Origin of the sequence: uncultured Croceicoccus sp. (assembly GCF_947496385.1) — a bacterium.
Taxonomy (GTDB): Bacteria; Pseudomonadota; Alphaproteobacteria; order Sphingomonadales; family Sphingomonadaceae; genus Croceicoccus.
The window spans coordinates 269,239-283,959 of sequence record NZ_CANMCP010000002.1 but is presented as its reverse complement, the minus strand read 5'-3'; the positions used below and the strand labels follow the sequence as shown (position 1 = coordinate 283,959).

Here is a 14,721-nt window from a genome sequence, read left to right as displayed (position 1 = left end):
GCGATGAGCGGCGACGGCGACGGCGACGACCGCCACCGCACCGTGCCCAGCGGCCGGCTTTCGCGGCTGGGACAGTTCGGACGGCTGGCGACCGGTGTCGCGGGCGGCATGATGGCGGAGGGTGCGCGCCGGATTGCCGGCGGGGAGCGGCCGCGCATGCGCGACATGTTGCTCACGCCCGGCAATGTGTCGCGGCTGGCCGACCGTTTGTCAAACCTGCGCGGTGCGGCGATGAAGCTGGGGCAGATGATCTCGATGGATGCGGGCGACATGTTGCCGCCCGAACTCGCCGAGATCATGGCCCGCCTGCGCGAAAATGCACATCACATGCCGCCGGCCCAGATGCAGCTTGTGCTGGCCTCCGAATGGGGGGAGGACTGGCGCCGCCATTTCCGCCGGTTCGAACCGCGCCCCATGGCCGCCGCCTCCATCGGGCAGGTGCATCGTGCCACCACGCGCGACGGGCGCGAACTCGCGATCAAGGTCCAATACCCCGGCGTGCGCGAAAGCATCGATGCCGATGTCGATAATGTCGCGAACTTGTTTCGCATATCGAACCTGCTTCCGCGCGAGCTCGACATCGCGCTTTTGCTCGCCGCGGCGAAGGCGCAATTGGCGGAGGAGGCGGATTATTTGCGCGAAGGGGAGCAGATGGCGCGGTTCGGCGCCTTGCTCGCCGACGATGCGGACGTGGTGGTGCCCCTGCTCGACCGCGATCTCACGACGCGCAATATCCTCGCGATGCGTTTCGTTGAGGGGCAGCCCATCGAAACGCTGGAAAGCGAAAGCCAGGATCGGCGGGACCGGGCGATGCGGATCCTGATCGGCATCGTGCTGCGCGAATTGTTCGAATTCCGGCAGATGCAGACCGATCCGAATTTCGCGAACTACCGGTACCAGCCCGAAACGGGCCGGATCGTCCTGCTCGATTTCGGCGCGGCGCGGGGGGTGAGCGATGCGGTGGTGGAAGGATACCGCGAATTGCTCCGCGCAGGGTTGGCGCAGGACCGGGACCGCATCCGCGCCGCCGCCATTGCCGCGGGCTTCATGGCGCCCGCCGTCGCGACGCGGCACCGGGTGCGTGTCGACCACATGATCGACGTGATCGTCGCCGAAATGCACAAGCCCGGCCCGTTCGATTTCGGCGACCGTGCGTTCGTGTCGATCCTGCGCGAGGAGGGCATGGCGATCGCGCAGGACCGGGCGAGCTGGCACCTGCCGCCCGCCGACGTGCTCTTCGTGCAGCGCAAGATCAGCGGGACGGCGCTGCTCGCCGCGCGGCTCAAGGCGAGGGTCGATGTGCGCGCCATGGCCGACCGGATCGTCGGCGAGGGCGCGCCGGAAATCTAGGGCGCCGCCCATTCCTCGACCAGTCCGGCAAAGCGCGCCGGATCGGTTTCGGGCAGGAAATGCTGCGCGCCCGGCACCGCGACCAGATCGCAATCGGGCAAGGCATCTGCCAGCGCGCGGCTCGGCAAGGCGAAGGCGGGGCGCGTATCGGCGCCCATCGCGACGCGGCACGGCGTTTCGATCCGCGCGAGTTCGGCCGGTCCGATTTTCGCCGGGGCCTGCCCCCCGCCCATGAGCAGCGGCATCATCGCGGCATTGGATTCGTAGATGGCCTGCCGCTCCGGCGCCATGCGGGCGAAACCCGGACCGATCAGGGCACGCACCGCGGCGACCGCACCATCCTTCTTCAACGCGGCGCCGACCGGGCCGAAACACGATTTGAAATCGCGTGAGAAGCGTTCGATCTCATCCGCGTCGGACAGGTAATGCGGCAAGCCGGCCTCGTAGAAAAACGCATCCGCAAACAATTCCGGCCGGTCGAGCAGCGCCTGCAACCCTACATGCACGGCATAGGACCAGCACACGATGCGCACGTCGCCGCCCATGCGCGCGGCATGGTCGCACAATTCGCGCGCGTGCAGGGCCGTGCTGAAACCTTCGCCCTCATCCGGCCAGGCCGCATCACCGAAATAGGTGAGGGTGATCGCCTCGGCCTGCCACCCGCCGGGCAGGGCGGCGATCACCGGGTTCCAGATCCGCGCATCGCCCGCCGCGCCGTGAACGAAGAGCAGCCGCGGCGCTGTCATGCCTGCGCCAATGCCTGATCGAAATCGGCGATGAGGTCGTCGGCATCCTCGATCCCGATGGAGACTCGCACGAGATTGTCCGTGATGCCGAGCCTGGCCTTGCGTTCGGGCGGGACTGAGATGTGTGTCATCGCCGCGGGATGGCTCGCCAGCGTTTCGGTCCCGCCGAGGCTGACTGCGAGCTTCGCGATCTTCAGCGCGTCGAGAAAGGCGAAGCTTTCGGCTTCTCCACCCTTCACGAAGACGGAAAAGGTCGATCCGCTGCCGAGGCAATGGCGGTCGTAGATGTCTTTCTGCGACGCATCGGCGATCATGCCGAGATAGCCCAGACGCTCCACCTTCGGATGCTCGGCGAGAAACGCGCACACCTTCGCCGCGTTTTCGCCCGCGCGCGTCATGCGCAGTTCCACTGTCTCCAGACTGCGCAGCAACATCCACGCCGTGTTCGGGTCGCAGATCGTGCCCATCGTATTGCGCAAGGCCCGCACGGGATCGATCCATTTTTTCGCGCCCGACAGGCCCCCCGCTACCAGGTCGGAATGCCCGCCCACATATTTGGTGAGGGAATAGATCACGATGTCGGCCCCATGGTCGAGCGGACGTTGCCACAACGGGCCGAGGAACGTGTTGTCGATGGCGATCGGGGGCACGGTCCCTTCGCCCGCAAACGCCGCGTCGCGAAGCGCGGCAATCGCCTCGATATCGACGAGAGCATTGGTCGGATTGGCCGGGCTTTCGAGGTAGATCATGGCAAGATCGCCGCCGTTTGCCTTCGCCTTCTCCTTCGCCTCGTCGATGGTGCTGGCCATGTCCTCGCGGCTCGCGCCGGCGGCGAAATCGACGTAATCGACGCCGTAACGGGCCATGATCTTGGAAATGAACCCTTCGGTTGCGGCATAGAGCGGGCCGGAATGCAGGATGACATCGCCCGCCTTGCAATTGGCGAGCAGCAGCGTTGCGATCGCCGACATGCCGGAAGAGAACACCAGACTTTCTTCCGCCGCGTCCCAGATGGCGAGCCGGTCTTCCAGAATTTCCTGATTCGGGCCGTTGAAGCGGGAATAGACCAACCCCTCGGCGCCGCCTTCGCGTTGCCCGGTCAGCCCTTCGAAATGGCGCTTGCCCGCCGCCGCGCTTTCGAACGCGAAGGTGGAGGTGAGGAAGATCGGCGGCTTGAGCGCGCCTTCGGACAGGACGGGATCGAAGCCATAGCCCATCATCGCGGTGGTCGGCGAAATCTTGCGCCCGCCAATGGATTCCAGCGCGGGTTTCGGCTTGCGGCGCGGGGTGGGCTGATCGGGTCGGGACGTATCGGTCATGGGTTTGGCGGATCCTCTGTCTTGTCAGGTTTCATTCGTAACCTGTTTCCGCATTCGACGCCAATAAAGCGTCGCCGGCGGGTGCTCGATTACAAATGGGTTGCCCAACCAACGAAGATCGCGCCGCATATATCCGAAGAGGAGGATAGCCCCACGCCCGGCGGAGCAGGCTTGCCACGAAAAATGCCGCCCGGATCGTCTCCGGACGGCATCGTGATCGTCGCGATCGTGCGGGCGCTTATTTCGGCGCCAGCACCATCAGCATCTGTCGCCCTTCGAGGCGGGGAAACGCCTCCACCTTGGCGATTTCGCGAACATCGTCCTGCACCCGCTTCAACAGGTCCATGCCGAGTTCCTGGTGCGCCATTTCGCGGCCGCGGAAACGCAGCGTCAGTTTCACCTTGTCGCCGTTTTCCAGGAACTTGTTCACGTTGCGCATCTTCACATCGTAATCGTGATCGTCGATGTTCGGACGCATCTTGATTTCTTTAAGCTCCTGCGTCTTCTGCGTCTTACGCTGCGCATTGGCTTTCTTCTGCGCCTCGTACCGGAACTTGCCGACATCGAGGAACTTGCACACCGGCGGGTCTGCGTTCGGAGAGACCTCAACCAAGTCCAGCCCCGTCTCAGCCGCGCGCTCGATCGCTTCGCGCGTGTACATGACCCCCAGGTTTTCGCCCTCGTCGTCGATGACCCGAACCTTGTCGGACTGAATCATGGTGTTGTATCGCGGGCCGCTCTTGACCGGCGGTTGCAATGATCGGCGAGGGGGACGTGCTATGGGGCCTTCTCCTGAGGTGGCTTATTAGAAAAAACGGGCGGCCGTCCGCAGAATCGCGAAAGACCGCTTACAGGCGCGCTCTTATCCCAGAATCGCGCCTTTGTGAACTCGCTTACGCACCAGGTGGCCCGCAAGTTCCTTCACTCGCGAAAGAGATGGGGATGAAACGCCCGTTTCGCAAGGGCGCAATCACGCCGCCTGCCACAAGGGAAAGCGCAGCAACCGGCCCGCCGCGGGCACCATTGCCGTAATATGCCGCGCCGGTTGCATGGCATGGACGATCGCCGCATCGCCCGCATCCATGCCCGCCGTCAACGTGCCAAATGCGGGAAGGATCATGCGCGCGCCCGTGCCCGTACCCGTTTCGTCGCCATCGTTCGCGCCGTCGCCGATCACGGCACAGGGCCGGACGATGCGGCGCCCCTTCACCATGATCTGCAGGCGGGGGTGGAAATGGCCGGACAATTCCGGACGGGTTTCGCCGGCCTTCGCCTGATGGCGCAGCACGATGCCGCCGGTTTCCAGTTCCTCGACCTGCGTGCCGCCGGGGGCGTCGGCCTCCCGGTGGCGGTGATGCGCGGGGGCGAGGTAATCCTTCGCATCGTGATTGCCCGTGATCCAGACCCAGTCCACCGCCCGCGTCAGCGCGTCGAGCATGCCGCGTGCATGCGCCTCCAGCCGGCCCGGCCCGCCCGCATCGTGAAAATTGTCGCCCAGCGTGAAGACCCGCCGCGCGCCCGTGCTGCGGATCGCGGCGGCCACCCGTTCGAGCGTTTCCCGGCTGTCATACGGCGGCAGCATCTGTCCGGTGCGCGCGTAAAAGCTCGCCTTTTCAAGATGCAGGTCCGCCACCAGCAACGCATCCTCGCGCGGCCAAAAGAGCGCACGGCCATCGACGATGCGCCATTCCTGATCTGCGAACGAAAGGGGAACCATGCGAAGCCTATTGCCGCAGCCGCGCCGCTTTGGCAAGCGCGGGCCATGACCGAAGCGAAAACCGACTGGACCGCCGAAACCGCCGCCGCGAGGGAGTGGTTCGAACAGCTGCGAACGCGCATCTGCCAAAGTTTCGAGGCGATCGAGCGCGAGGCCGGCAGCGATGCCGCCTTCGAATATACCCCCTGGACCCGCGAGCCGGACGAGGGAGAGACCGACGGCGGCGGCGGGACGCGCGGGTTGATGAAGGGGAAGATCTTCGAAAAGGTCGGCGTGAACGTCTCCACCGTGCATGGCCGGTTCAAGCCGGAATTCGCCGCGACCATCAATGGCGCCAGCGCCGAACATCCGCAATTCACCGCCACCGGCATCAGCCTCGTCGCGCACATGGCGAACCCGCACGTGCCCGCGGTCCACATGAACACCCGCTTCCTCACGACACAGGCGGCATGGTTCGGCGGCGGCGGCGATCTCAACCCGCCGATCCCATATGAGGAGGATACCGCGCAGTTCCACGACGCCTTCCGCAAGGCATGCGAGGGGCACGACGATGCGTATTATCCCCGGTTCAAGAAATGGGCCGACGATTATTTCTTCATCCCGCACCGGGGCGTGCACCGCGGCGTGGGGGGCATATTCTACGACCATCTGGAATGCGCGGACGAGAGGCAGTTCGCCGATAATTTCGCCTTCACCCGCGACGTGGGGGAGGCGTTCCTGGCGTCCTTTCCCGACATCGTGCGGCGCCGCATGGATCATGAATGGGATGACGCGGACTATGCCCGCATGCTCGAATGGCGGGGGCGCTACGCCGAATTCAATCTGGTGCATGACCGGGGCACGCTGTTCGGGCTGAAGACCGGGGGGAATATCGATGCCATCTTGATGAGCCTGCCCCCTCTCGCGGCGTGGAATTGAGCGGAGGGTGGCGCGGCTGATCCTGCTCAACAAGCCGTTCGGCGTGCAGTCGCAGTTCAGCGGCGGGGCGGGCGGCGATGCGCGCGACACGCTCGCGTCCTTCGTCGATGTGCCGGGCGTCTATCCCGCCGGGCGGCTGGACAAGGATAGCGAGGGGCTGCTGCTGCTCACCGACGATGGGCGGTTGCAATCGCGCATCGCGGAGCCGCGCTACAAATTGCCCAAGACCTATTGGGCGCAGGTCGAGGGCGAGCCGGACGATGCCGCGCTCGAACGCCTGCGCCGCGGGGTCGCGTTGAAGGACGGCACGACCCGGCCCGCGCGCGCCGAACGCATGGACCCGCCCGCGATATGGGAGCGCGTACCCCCCGTGCGGTTTCGCAAGACCGTGCCCGACCGCTGGATCGCGCTCACCATTGCGGAGGGGCGCAACCGGCAGGTGCGGCGCATGACGGCGGCGGTGGGGCATCCGACGCTGCGGCTGGTGCGCTGGCAGGTGGGGGAATGGACGCTGGACGGGCTCGCACCCGGCGAATGGCGCGAGATCGCGGTTTAGGGCGCCGCCGGGCGGCACCGGCCCATGCGTTGGAAATATATGGCGAATGCGATTGCAATGCGCGCAATAATCCGCACATCCTGTTTTCGATGCTGCGCCAATACGAACTTGTCGAACGTGTAAAATCCTACGATCCCGATGCGGACGAGGCGATGCTCAACCGCGCCTATGTCTATACCGTGCAGAAACACGGCACGCAGAAACGCGCATCGGGCGATCCGTATTTCAGCCACCCGGTCGAGGTCGCGGGCCTGATGACCGATCTCAAGCTCGATCAGGAAACGATCGTCACCGCGCTGCTCCACGACACGGTGGAGGATACGCTGGCCACCATCGACGACATAGAGCGCAATTTCGGCGCGGATGTCGCGCGCCTCGTCGATGGCGTGACGAAGCTGTCGAAGATCGAGCAGATGGCCGAGAACGAGCGCGCGGCCGAAAACCTGCGCAAGTTCCTCCTCGCGATGAGCGAGGATCTGCGCGTGCTGCTGGTGAAGCTTGCCGACCGGCTGCACAACATGCGCACGCTGCACTTCATCTCCAAACCGGAGAAACGCCGCCGCATCGCGCGCGAGACGATGGATATTTACGCGCCGCTGGCGGAGCGGGTCGGCATGTACGAATACATGCGCGAGATGCAACTGCTCGCCTTCGAACAGCTCGAACCCGAAGCCTATGGCACGATCACCGGCCGCCTCGCGCAGATCCGCAGCCAGGAGGGCGGGCAGGTCGACGACATCGCCTGGGCGATCAAGCAGGCGCTGGCCGAGGCGGGGCTCAATGTCGAGGTGTCGGGCCGGGAAAAGCACCCCTATTCCATCTGGAAGAAGATGGCCGAACGCCATGTGAGTTTCGAACAGATCACCGACATCATGGCGTTTCGCGTCATCACCGACACGGCGGAAGATTGTTACCGGGCCTTGGGCGTGCTGCACCGCACATGGTCGATGATTCCGGGGCGGTTCAAGGATTATATCTCGACGCCGAAATCGAACGGCTATCGCTCGCTCCACACGGCATTGGTGTTCGAGAATTCGATGCGGATGGAGGTGCAGATCCGCACCGGCGAAATGCACCGCACCAATGAATTCGGCCTCGCCGCCCACTGGGCGTATAAGCAGGGCGGGGCGACGCCCGACGGGCAGGTCGGCTGGCTACGCGACCTCATCGAGATTCTCGACACGGCGCAGGATGCGGAAGAGCTGCTCGAACATGCGAAGCTGGCGATGTATCAGGATCGCATCTTCGCCTTTACGCCCAAGGGCGCGCTGTATCAGCTGCCCAAGGGGGCGACGCCGGTGGATTTTGCCTTTGCCGTGCATACCGACCTTGGCGGGACGGCGGTGGGCGCAAAGATCAACGGGCGCCACATGCCGCTGCGCACGCCGCTCTCCAACGGCGACATCGTGGAAATCATCAAGGGCAACGATACCGAGCCGCAGCTCCACTGGCTGAGCTTTGTGGTCACGGGCAAGGCGCGCGCCGCGATCCGTCGTTCGGTGCGGATGAAGGAGCGGGACGAGATGGTCCGCATCGGCGGCGAAATCTACGATTCGGTGGTGGCCCGCCTCCCGCAGAAGATCGGGACGAAAGCGCGCAATGCCGCGCTCAAACGGCTGGACATGGCGGATGAGACGGCGATGCTGCTCGCCATCGGCGAAGCGCGGTTGAGCGAGAGGGAATTGATGGAGGCGCTCGTCCCTGGCAGCGCCGCGGACCTGCCCGACGACAGCTTCTGGCACTCGCCGGAACGCGCGGTGCGTGTGCGCGGGCTCAAGAAAGGGACGGCGTTCGAGCTTTCGACATGCTGCCATCCGGTGCCGGGCGACCGCATCGTCGGGCTGCGCGCGGGGAAAACGGTGTGCGTCCACGCGATCGATTGCCTCGAACTTGCGAAAAACACGTCGGAGCAATGGATCGACCTGCAATGGGACCCGACCACCGACGGGGCGACCGGGCGGTTGAAGGTCATGCTCTACAACCGCATGGGCACGCTCTCCGAAATGACTGGATTGTTCAGCGCGCATCACGCCAATATCGCCAATCTCTCGCTCCAATCGCGCGACGAGCTTTTCGGCAATTACGAGGTGGACATCGAGGTGCGCGACCTCGCCCACCTCACCCGCATCGTCAGCGCATTGCGCGCCAGCGACGCGGTGGCGCAGGCCGAGCGGGTGTGATTTCCTAATCGACGGGGCGGATCGGCACCTGCACGTTGCAGACGTCGATGCCGCCCGCGCCATATTGGTAAAAGCTGTCATCGCGATTGGCCCGCACGTAGAGGTAACGCGCGAAGCTGTCGCTTGCCGTGTCGAGATATTCGAAGGCGGGCCGCTCGCCCGGCGGCAATTCGCGCGCCAGCCGGACAGACACGATGGGCGTATGGCGCGCCTCGTCGGCGTAGACGCCCGCCGGCCCCTTGCCGCGCGGCAGGGTGGAGAGATGCTCCATCCCCGCGATCACCCGCCCGACGAGCGCGATATTGCGGTCGAGCTGGCGCGGGGCGTGGCCGATCACGGTGTAGAGTTCGGCCCCCGTGCCGGTGTCGGGCGTCAGGTCGCGCGCCACCCCGATCATGCCGTAACAATGGGTCGGCCACGCCGCATCCCTATCCATCGCCACGGGCCAGCCGCGATAGAAACCGGTCGTCGGCGCGTAGGGATCGGCGCCATATGCTTGTATTCCAGGTGCCGGTTCCATGGCGACCGGCGGCGGGTCGCTATCGCGCATGGGCGTCGCGGCAAGCCGGGCCCGTCGGATCGCCTGCGACCGCAGCATTTCGCCGACCGCGCGATAGCCTTCGCTGTCGCCCGCCACCACGTAGTCGCGTTCGGGCACTGCGACGATGCCATCGGGCAGCGGTTTGGGATCGGCGCGCTCATCCTCCCCATCGCCCCATTGCGTGACCCAGTTGTCGACCACGCGATAGACGCTCGTCCCGTCCCACCAGTGATCGCGCGCCAGCAGGCGGACATTGCCGACCCAGCCTTGCGAGAACGGTTCGGGCAGCAATTGCATCACGATACGCCGCTCTTCCCCTTGCGCATCGGGGGCGAGTGTCATGACGAGCAGGTCGTCGTCCGCGATGCGGCGCCATTCGCTCTCGGGCGCGGCGTCGGCGATGGCGCCGGGGGTGGGGCGGGTGTCGCCATCCTGCGCGGCGATGGCGGGCGCGGCGAGAGAGGCGAGCAGGGCGAGCGGCAGGACATGGTGTTTCATGGCCGCGATAATGCCCGCCCCGCACCGAAACGCAAGCGGTCCTATCCCCCCGCCGTGTCCGGGTCCGCCGCCTCTTCCAAGGCGTGCATGTCGTCGTCCGACAATCCGAAATGGTGGCCGATTTCGTGGATCACGACATGCGCGACCAGATGTTCGAGCGTTTCGTCCCCCCGCTCCGCCCATTCGTCGAGGATCGGACGGCGAAACAGCCGGACCCGGTCGGGCATCGTGCCGGAATGCTCGATACTCTTGTCGGAAAGGGGAATGCCCTCGTAAATGCCGGTGAGTTCGAACGGTTCGTCGAGGCCGACGCTCTGGAGCGTTTCGTCGTCGGCGAAATCCTCGATGCTGAGGACGATTCCCTCGCAATGGGCGGCGAAGGCGGGGGGCAGCGCGGCGAGCGCGCGGCGGGCCATGGCCTCCATCTCCTGCGCCGTGGGGGCGTGGCCGATGGTGCGTTTGCCACGTGTCATTGCGCGGCGTCCCCGTTCTCGGCCCCGTTTTCGTCCATGCGCACCTCGCGCTCGCGGGGGAGGAAGGCGGGCGCGGGCTCTGCGCCGGCCGCGGCGTCCATCCGCGCCGCCGTGCGCAGCATGTGTTCGCGCAGGCGGCACAGCATGTCCCACCCGGTCGACGGGTCGGTCGCGCGCACGATCATGCGCACCACCATGGCCCGGTCGGTGTGGTCGACCACCTGCAATTTCGCCTCTTCGGGAGAGATCGCATCATCGTCGTCCGCGACGAATTTCTCGAATTCCTCGCGCAGCTTCGCAATGTCGGCACGATGGTCGAGATGGAGCCGCGCCACCTCCATCAACGAGGGATCGGTCTTGGTCCAGTTCTCGAAGCTGGATTGCACGAATTCGCCCACGGGGACGAGCACGCGCCGCTCATCCCACGTGCGCAGGCGCAGATGGGTAAAGCCGATCTTCTCGACATAGGACCAGCTGCCGTCATATTTCACGGCATCGCCGATGCGCGCCGTCTTGGAAAAGGCGATCTGGAGCGAGGCCATCACGTCGGAGAGCATCGTGCGCGCGGCAAAGGCGAGGATCAGCGTGAGGAAACCCGCCGATGCCACAAGCGAAAAGCCGAGCGTTTCGGTCAGGTTCGTCTGAATAAGGACGCCCCCGATCGCGACAAGGAGGAGGATGACGATCACGATGCGCCGCACCGCCGACAGCGTGGTATAGTAATTGCGGTCGCGCTCTGCCTCCGGCTCGCTGATGTCGTCGATCTGGTTCTGCGCGACGGTGTCGAGAATGCCTTCGATCACGGCGAGGAAAATCGACGCGATGGCCAGCACGATGGCGAGAATCTGCACCGGGTCGAGAATGGCGGCGATCGGCCCCGAAAAGGTGAAGAACAATTGCCGCATCAGCGCGAACGTCCCGGCAAAGGCAAACAGCGCAACCGGCGTGCGCACCGCGTCGAGCACGCCGACGATCCATTTGTCGCCATAATGATCGGACAGCGAACGCAGCGACCGCCAGGTCAGCGCAGCGGCCAGGAACGCCACGGCGATGACGAACGGCAACGCGATCACCTCCCACCATAGCAGGGTCCAGAACGCAGGCTGGCGCAACATGTCGGGCAGGGCCTGCTCGAACCCGGTGGGACCGTATCGTTCGTAGAGCTGCGGGAGGTTCTGCACCGTCTGTCCCGCGATGAGCCAGCGCGGATCGCCATCGCCGGCGCGGTAGCGGGCGATGCGGACGGTGACGGCGCGGGTCGGCATGTCGATCCGGCCGAGCCGGATGTCGCGGCGCGGTACGCCGGCCATGGGGTTCTTGCCCGAACTCGTCACGTCGAGCGCATCGGGACGATCCGGCAATGCGTCCCAGTCGAGCGTCATCGCCCGGCCGAGCACGGCGTAAAACTGCCGCGCGAGGCGAGGCCCGGCGCGGGCCTGCTGCTCCGGCGGGAGGAAACCGAGGTCGAGCGCATGGGCCGCTGCGGTCCAGTCCTCGCGCTCCGCCGCGTCGTGAAAGCTTTCCATCGTGGCCTGCGGCGTATCGTAATACCCCGGCGGTTCCCCCGGAAGGCCGGCATTGATCGCATCGCGTTCGTAGACGGGCGGCCCGTCCCCCGATTGCGCGCCCGCCACCCCGCCCAACATCGCAAGCGCCAATACGCAAAGGCCGAGCGCCACAAGAGCGCGGCGCATCGCGGGGAGGGAACCGGTCATCATCGTCATCGCAATGCCCTACCGCGATAGGGGCACGGGCGTCAAAGCACGTCGGCGATTCCCGGTGCCGCGCCGGTCACGCGCCGCTCTGCCATAGGATGCGATTAACCCGTTCTTATCGGCTTTGCGTGCATATCCGGTCCGATAACGTCGTGTTCGTTCGCGTGGGAGCAGGATAATGCGGGTCGCGGCCTGTTTCATGCAGGAGCATAATCTGTGGCTGGTTTTCCTGGCCCTGCTGATGTGCGTGCTGGGCTCGTTCACCTTCGTACGGTTGAGCCATCGGACCTTTACGGAGCGCGGGCCGGCGCGGTTCTACTGGGCGCTGCTTGCGGCGACGACGGGCGGCATGGTGTACTGGTCCACCCATTTCATCGCCATGCTGGGATATGATCCCGGCACGATTGTGACCTTCGATGCGACATTGACCATCGCATCCGCGCTGACCGCCATTCTGGGCACATATGTGGGGCTGCTGGTCGCGATGCATCGCAATGGCTTGATCGCGGGCGTGGTCGGCGGGGCCATTGTCGGCCTGTCCATCGCGGCGATGCATTGCGTGGGCATGTTGGCCTATCGCGTGGACGGGATCGTGCGGTGGTTGCCTGGCTGGGTTGCGCTCGCTGCCGGAATGTCGATGGTGTTGTTCATCGCGGCGATCTGCGTGATGAAGACGAAAGCGACACAGGGGCATGCGTTGCGGCCGGTCGCGATCCTGACCGTCGCGGTTTTCGGCCTGCATTTCACCGGGATGGCGGGCTTCACCGTGATGCCGGCCATGGGCGCCACGGGGGTAGCGAGCGAACCGTTCCCGGCGATGGCCGTGGTCATCGCGCTGGCCGCGCTGCTCATCATGTTGATCGGCATATCGGCGCATTTCGTCGAACGTCATGGGCAGCTTGCCCGTGCGAACCTGCGTCATCTTGCCCTTCATGACGACCTCACGAAGATCATCAATCGACGCGGATTCGGCAATGCCGTGGCGAAACATTGCCGGATGGCCCGGGCGGGGGAGGAAAGCTTCGCGCTCATCCTGATCGATCTCGACAGGTTCAAACCGGTCAACGATACGCTGGGGCACCGGACCGGGGACGAGGTTCTGCGCCGCGTGGCCAAGAGAATCGGCGCGGCGGTGCGTCCCGGCGATCTGATCGCGCGGGTGGGCGGTGACGAATTCGCCGTGGTCGCACCCGGCATCGACCATAGCGAGGACGCGGACGCGCTGGCCGCCCGGATCGGCGAACTGCTCCGGCGCCCCTATGTGATCGAGGGGAACGTGGCCGAAACCGGGGCGAGCGTCGGCGTCGCGCTCGCTCCCTTGAACGCCGACGATCCGGAGCGGCTGGTGCAATGCGCCGACATCGCGCTTTACGCGGTGAAGAAGGAGGGGCGCGGCAATCACTGTCTGTTCAATGCGGAGCTGGGCGAGCGGATGGAGCGCCGCCGCGCCATCGCCGCCGATCTGCGCCGCGCCTGTCTGCGCGACGAATTCACGCTGGTCTATCAACCGATCACCCATGCCGCGACGGGCCGCATCATCGGTGCGGAGGCTTTGCTGCGCTGGCACAGCGACGAGCGCGGCGACATGGCGCCGTCGGAATTCATCCCGATTGCGGAGGAGCTGGGCCTGATCTCCCGCATCGGGGCCAGCGTGCTCAATCGCGCATGCTGCGATGCCGCGTCCTGGGGCAGCGACATCACCCTGTCCGTCAACCTGTCGCCGGTACAGCTGCTCGATCCCCGCCTCCCGCAGACGGTGGCGCGCGCGCTTGCGCATGCGGGGCTGGACCCCTCGCGGCTGGAGCTGGAAATTACCGAAACCGCGCTCATCGAAAATGACGAGATCGCCATGCGGATCCTCAACCGGATCAGCGCGATCGGCGTGCGGATCGCCCTCGACGATTTCGGCTGCGGCTATTCCTCGCTGAGCTATCTGCACCGTTTCCCGATCGACCGGATCAAGATCGACCAGTCGTTCATTCAAAGCCTGCCCGACGATCTGCAGAGCATGTCGATCGTCAAATCGCTGATACAGCTCGGCACCAGCCTGGAGATGAGCGTGACCGCAGAAGGGATCGAAACGCGCGCGCAGCATGATTTCATGACCGCGCAGGGATGCGACTGCCTGCAAGGCTTCCTCATCAGCCATCCGCTCGATTGCGATGCCTTCATCGACCTGCTCCGCGCGGGCAAGGACAGGACCGCCGCATGAGCCCGCCGTCCTCCGACATGCTGTGCCGGCTTCTCTATAGCAGCACGGCGGCGCCCGGCGATCAGGCCGGCGAAACCATGGTGCGCGAGATCGTCGGCGGGGCCAGCCATCGCAACCGGCAAAGCGGGGTGAGCGGCGGCCTGCTGTTCGACGGTACCAAGTTCGTGCAGGTGCTCGAGGGACCGGCGGCCAGCGTGGAGAGCCTGTTCGAGAGTATCTGCCGCGATCTGCGCCATGTCGACGTCAATCTCATCGATTTCAGCCCGGTCGATGCGCGCATGTTCGGCGAATGGCGGATGGCGTTCGTCGGGCCGGACCATGAAATCATGAAGGACATGGAAAACGACAGCGATGAAATCGCCTTTCTCCTCGGCGTCAACGCACGCAAGGCGGTGGAGCAGCTGCGCGCGCTGTTCGAGCAGGGCGAAGAACGATGCGAGGGCGGCGATACGAACGACGAACCGCGCACCGCCGCCGCGTGATGCGGACGCCCGAC

At 65.4% G+C, this 14,721-nt stretch carries 13 protein-coding genes; 6 read left to right on the top strand and 7 right to left on the bottom strand.

The features are described 5' to 3' along the window. The first annotated feature begins 3 nt into the window (after positions 1-3). Positions 4-1,350 carry an AarF/ABC1/UbiB kinase family protein gene (locus tag Q0897_RS05165; RefSeq protein ID WP_299308010.1) on the top strand — a complete coding sequence of 449 codons (1,347 nt, stop codon included), beginning with the start codon at positions 4-6 and terminating at the stop codon, positions 1,348-1,350. Here Q0897_RS05165 and Q0897_RS05160 read toward each other — a convergent pair. The 4 genes from Q0897_RS05160 to pdeM all read right to left on the bottom strand — a co-directional run bounded on the left by Q0897_RS05160 (position 1,347) and on the right by pdeM (position 5,132). Then, positions 1,347-2,096 carry an alpha/beta hydrolase gene (locus tag Q0897_RS05160; RefSeq protein WP_299308008.1) on the bottom strand — a complete coding sequence of 250 codons (750 nt, stop codon included), beginning with the start codon at positions 2,094-2,096 and terminating at the stop codon, positions 1,347-1,349. The two genes, Q0897_RS05165 and Q0897_RS05160, sit on opposite strands and share 4 nt — an antisense overlap. Then, on the bottom strand, positions 2,093-3,415 hold the full coding sequence (locus Q0897_RS05155) for a cystathionine gamma-synthase family protein (RefSeq protein WP_299308007.1): 1,323 nt from the start codon (positions 3,413-3,415) through the stop codon (positions 2,093-2,095). The genes Q0897_RS05160 and Q0897_RS05155 overlap by 4 nt, the downstream gene beginning before the upstream one ends. A gap of 238 nt (positions 3,416-3,653) precedes the next feature. Further along, positions 3,654-4,172 carry a translation initiation factor IF-3 gene (gene infC / locus Q0897_RS05150; protein ID WP_202085596.1) on the bottom strand — a complete coding sequence of 173 codons (519 nt, stop codon included), beginning with the start codon at positions 4,170-4,172 and terminating at the stop codon, positions 3,654-3,656. 213 nt (positions 4,173-4,385) lie between these two features. Beyond that, entirely contained in the window at positions 4,386-5,132 is a 747-nt protein-coding gene (pdeM, locus tag Q0897_RS05145) for a ligase-associated DNA damage response endonuclease PdeM (RefSeq protein WP_299308003.1), read from the bottom strand. A gap of 45 nt (positions 5,133-5,177) precedes the next feature. Here pdeM and hemF point away from each other — a divergent pair, with 45 nt between their 5' ends. From hemF to Q0897_RS05130, 3 genes are all read left to right on the top strand, one after another. Beyond that, the gene (hemF, locus tag Q0897_RS05140) at positions 5,178-6,050 is read left to right on the top strand and encodes an oxygen-dependent coproporphyrinogen oxidase (protein WP_299308002.1); all 873 of its coding nucleotides are present in this window, start codon (positions 5,178-5,180) and stop codon (positions 6,048-6,050) included. 7 nt (positions 6,051-6,057) lie between these two features. Next, positions 6,058-6,606, top strand: a complete 549-nt coding sequence (locus Q0897_RS05135; RefSeq protein WP_299308000.1) for a pseudouridine synthase — start codon at positions 6,058-6,060, stop codon at positions 6,604-6,606. 89 nt (positions 6,607-6,695) lie between these two features. Then, on the top strand, positions 6,696-8,786 hold the full coding sequence (locus Q0897_RS05130) for a bifunctional (p)ppGpp synthetase/guanosine-3',5'-bis(diphosphate) 3'-pyrophosphohydrolase (protein WP_299307999.1): 2,091 nt from the start codon (positions 6,696-6,698) through the stop codon (positions 8,784-8,786). Between the two features lie 4 nt (positions 8,787-8,790). Here the strand turns inward: Q0897_RS05130 and Q0897_RS05125 are convergent, their stop codons facing one another. Genes Q0897_RS05125 through Q0897_RS05115 form a run of 3 tightly spaced genes read right to left on the bottom strand, consistent with a single transcriptional unit; the run spans position 8,791 to position 12,022 of the window. Beyond that, entirely contained in the window at positions 8,791-9,825 is a 1,035-nt protein-coding gene (locus Q0897_RS05125; protein ID WP_299307998.1) for a peptidylprolyl isomerase, read from the bottom strand. 41 nt (positions 9,826-9,866) lie between these two features. Then, the gene (locus tag Q0897_RS05120; RefSeq protein WP_299307997.1) at positions 9,867-10,298 is read right to left on the bottom strand and encodes a metallopeptidase family protein; all 432 of its coding nucleotides are present in this window, start codon (positions 10,296-10,298) and stop codon (positions 9,867-9,869) included. After that, positions 10,295-12,022 carry a mechanosensitive ion channel family protein gene (locus Q0897_RS05115; RefSeq protein WP_299307996.1) on the bottom strand — a complete coding sequence of 576 codons (1,728 nt, stop codon included), beginning with the start codon at positions 12,020-12,022 and terminating at the stop codon, positions 10,295-10,297. The genes Q0897_RS05120 and Q0897_RS05115 overlap by 4 nt, the downstream gene beginning before the upstream one ends. Before the next feature lie 169 nt (positions 12,023-12,191). On the opposite strand from Q0897_RS05115, the gene Q0897_RS05110 reads away from it, so the two are divergent. Further along, a complete protein-coding gene (locus Q0897_RS05110) occupies positions 12,192-14,225 on the top strand; it encodes an EAL domain-containing protein (RefSeq protein WP_299307994.1) in 2,034 nt (677 codons plus the stop codon). After that, complete coding sequence (locus tag Q0897_RS05105; protein WP_299307992.1) at positions 14,222-14,707, top strand: BLUF domain-containing protein; 486 nt, start codon at positions 14,222-14,224, stop codon at positions 14,705-14,707. The genes Q0897_RS05110 and Q0897_RS05105 overlap by 4 nt, the downstream gene beginning before the upstream one ends. Positions 14,708-14,721: the final 14 nt, after the last annotated feature.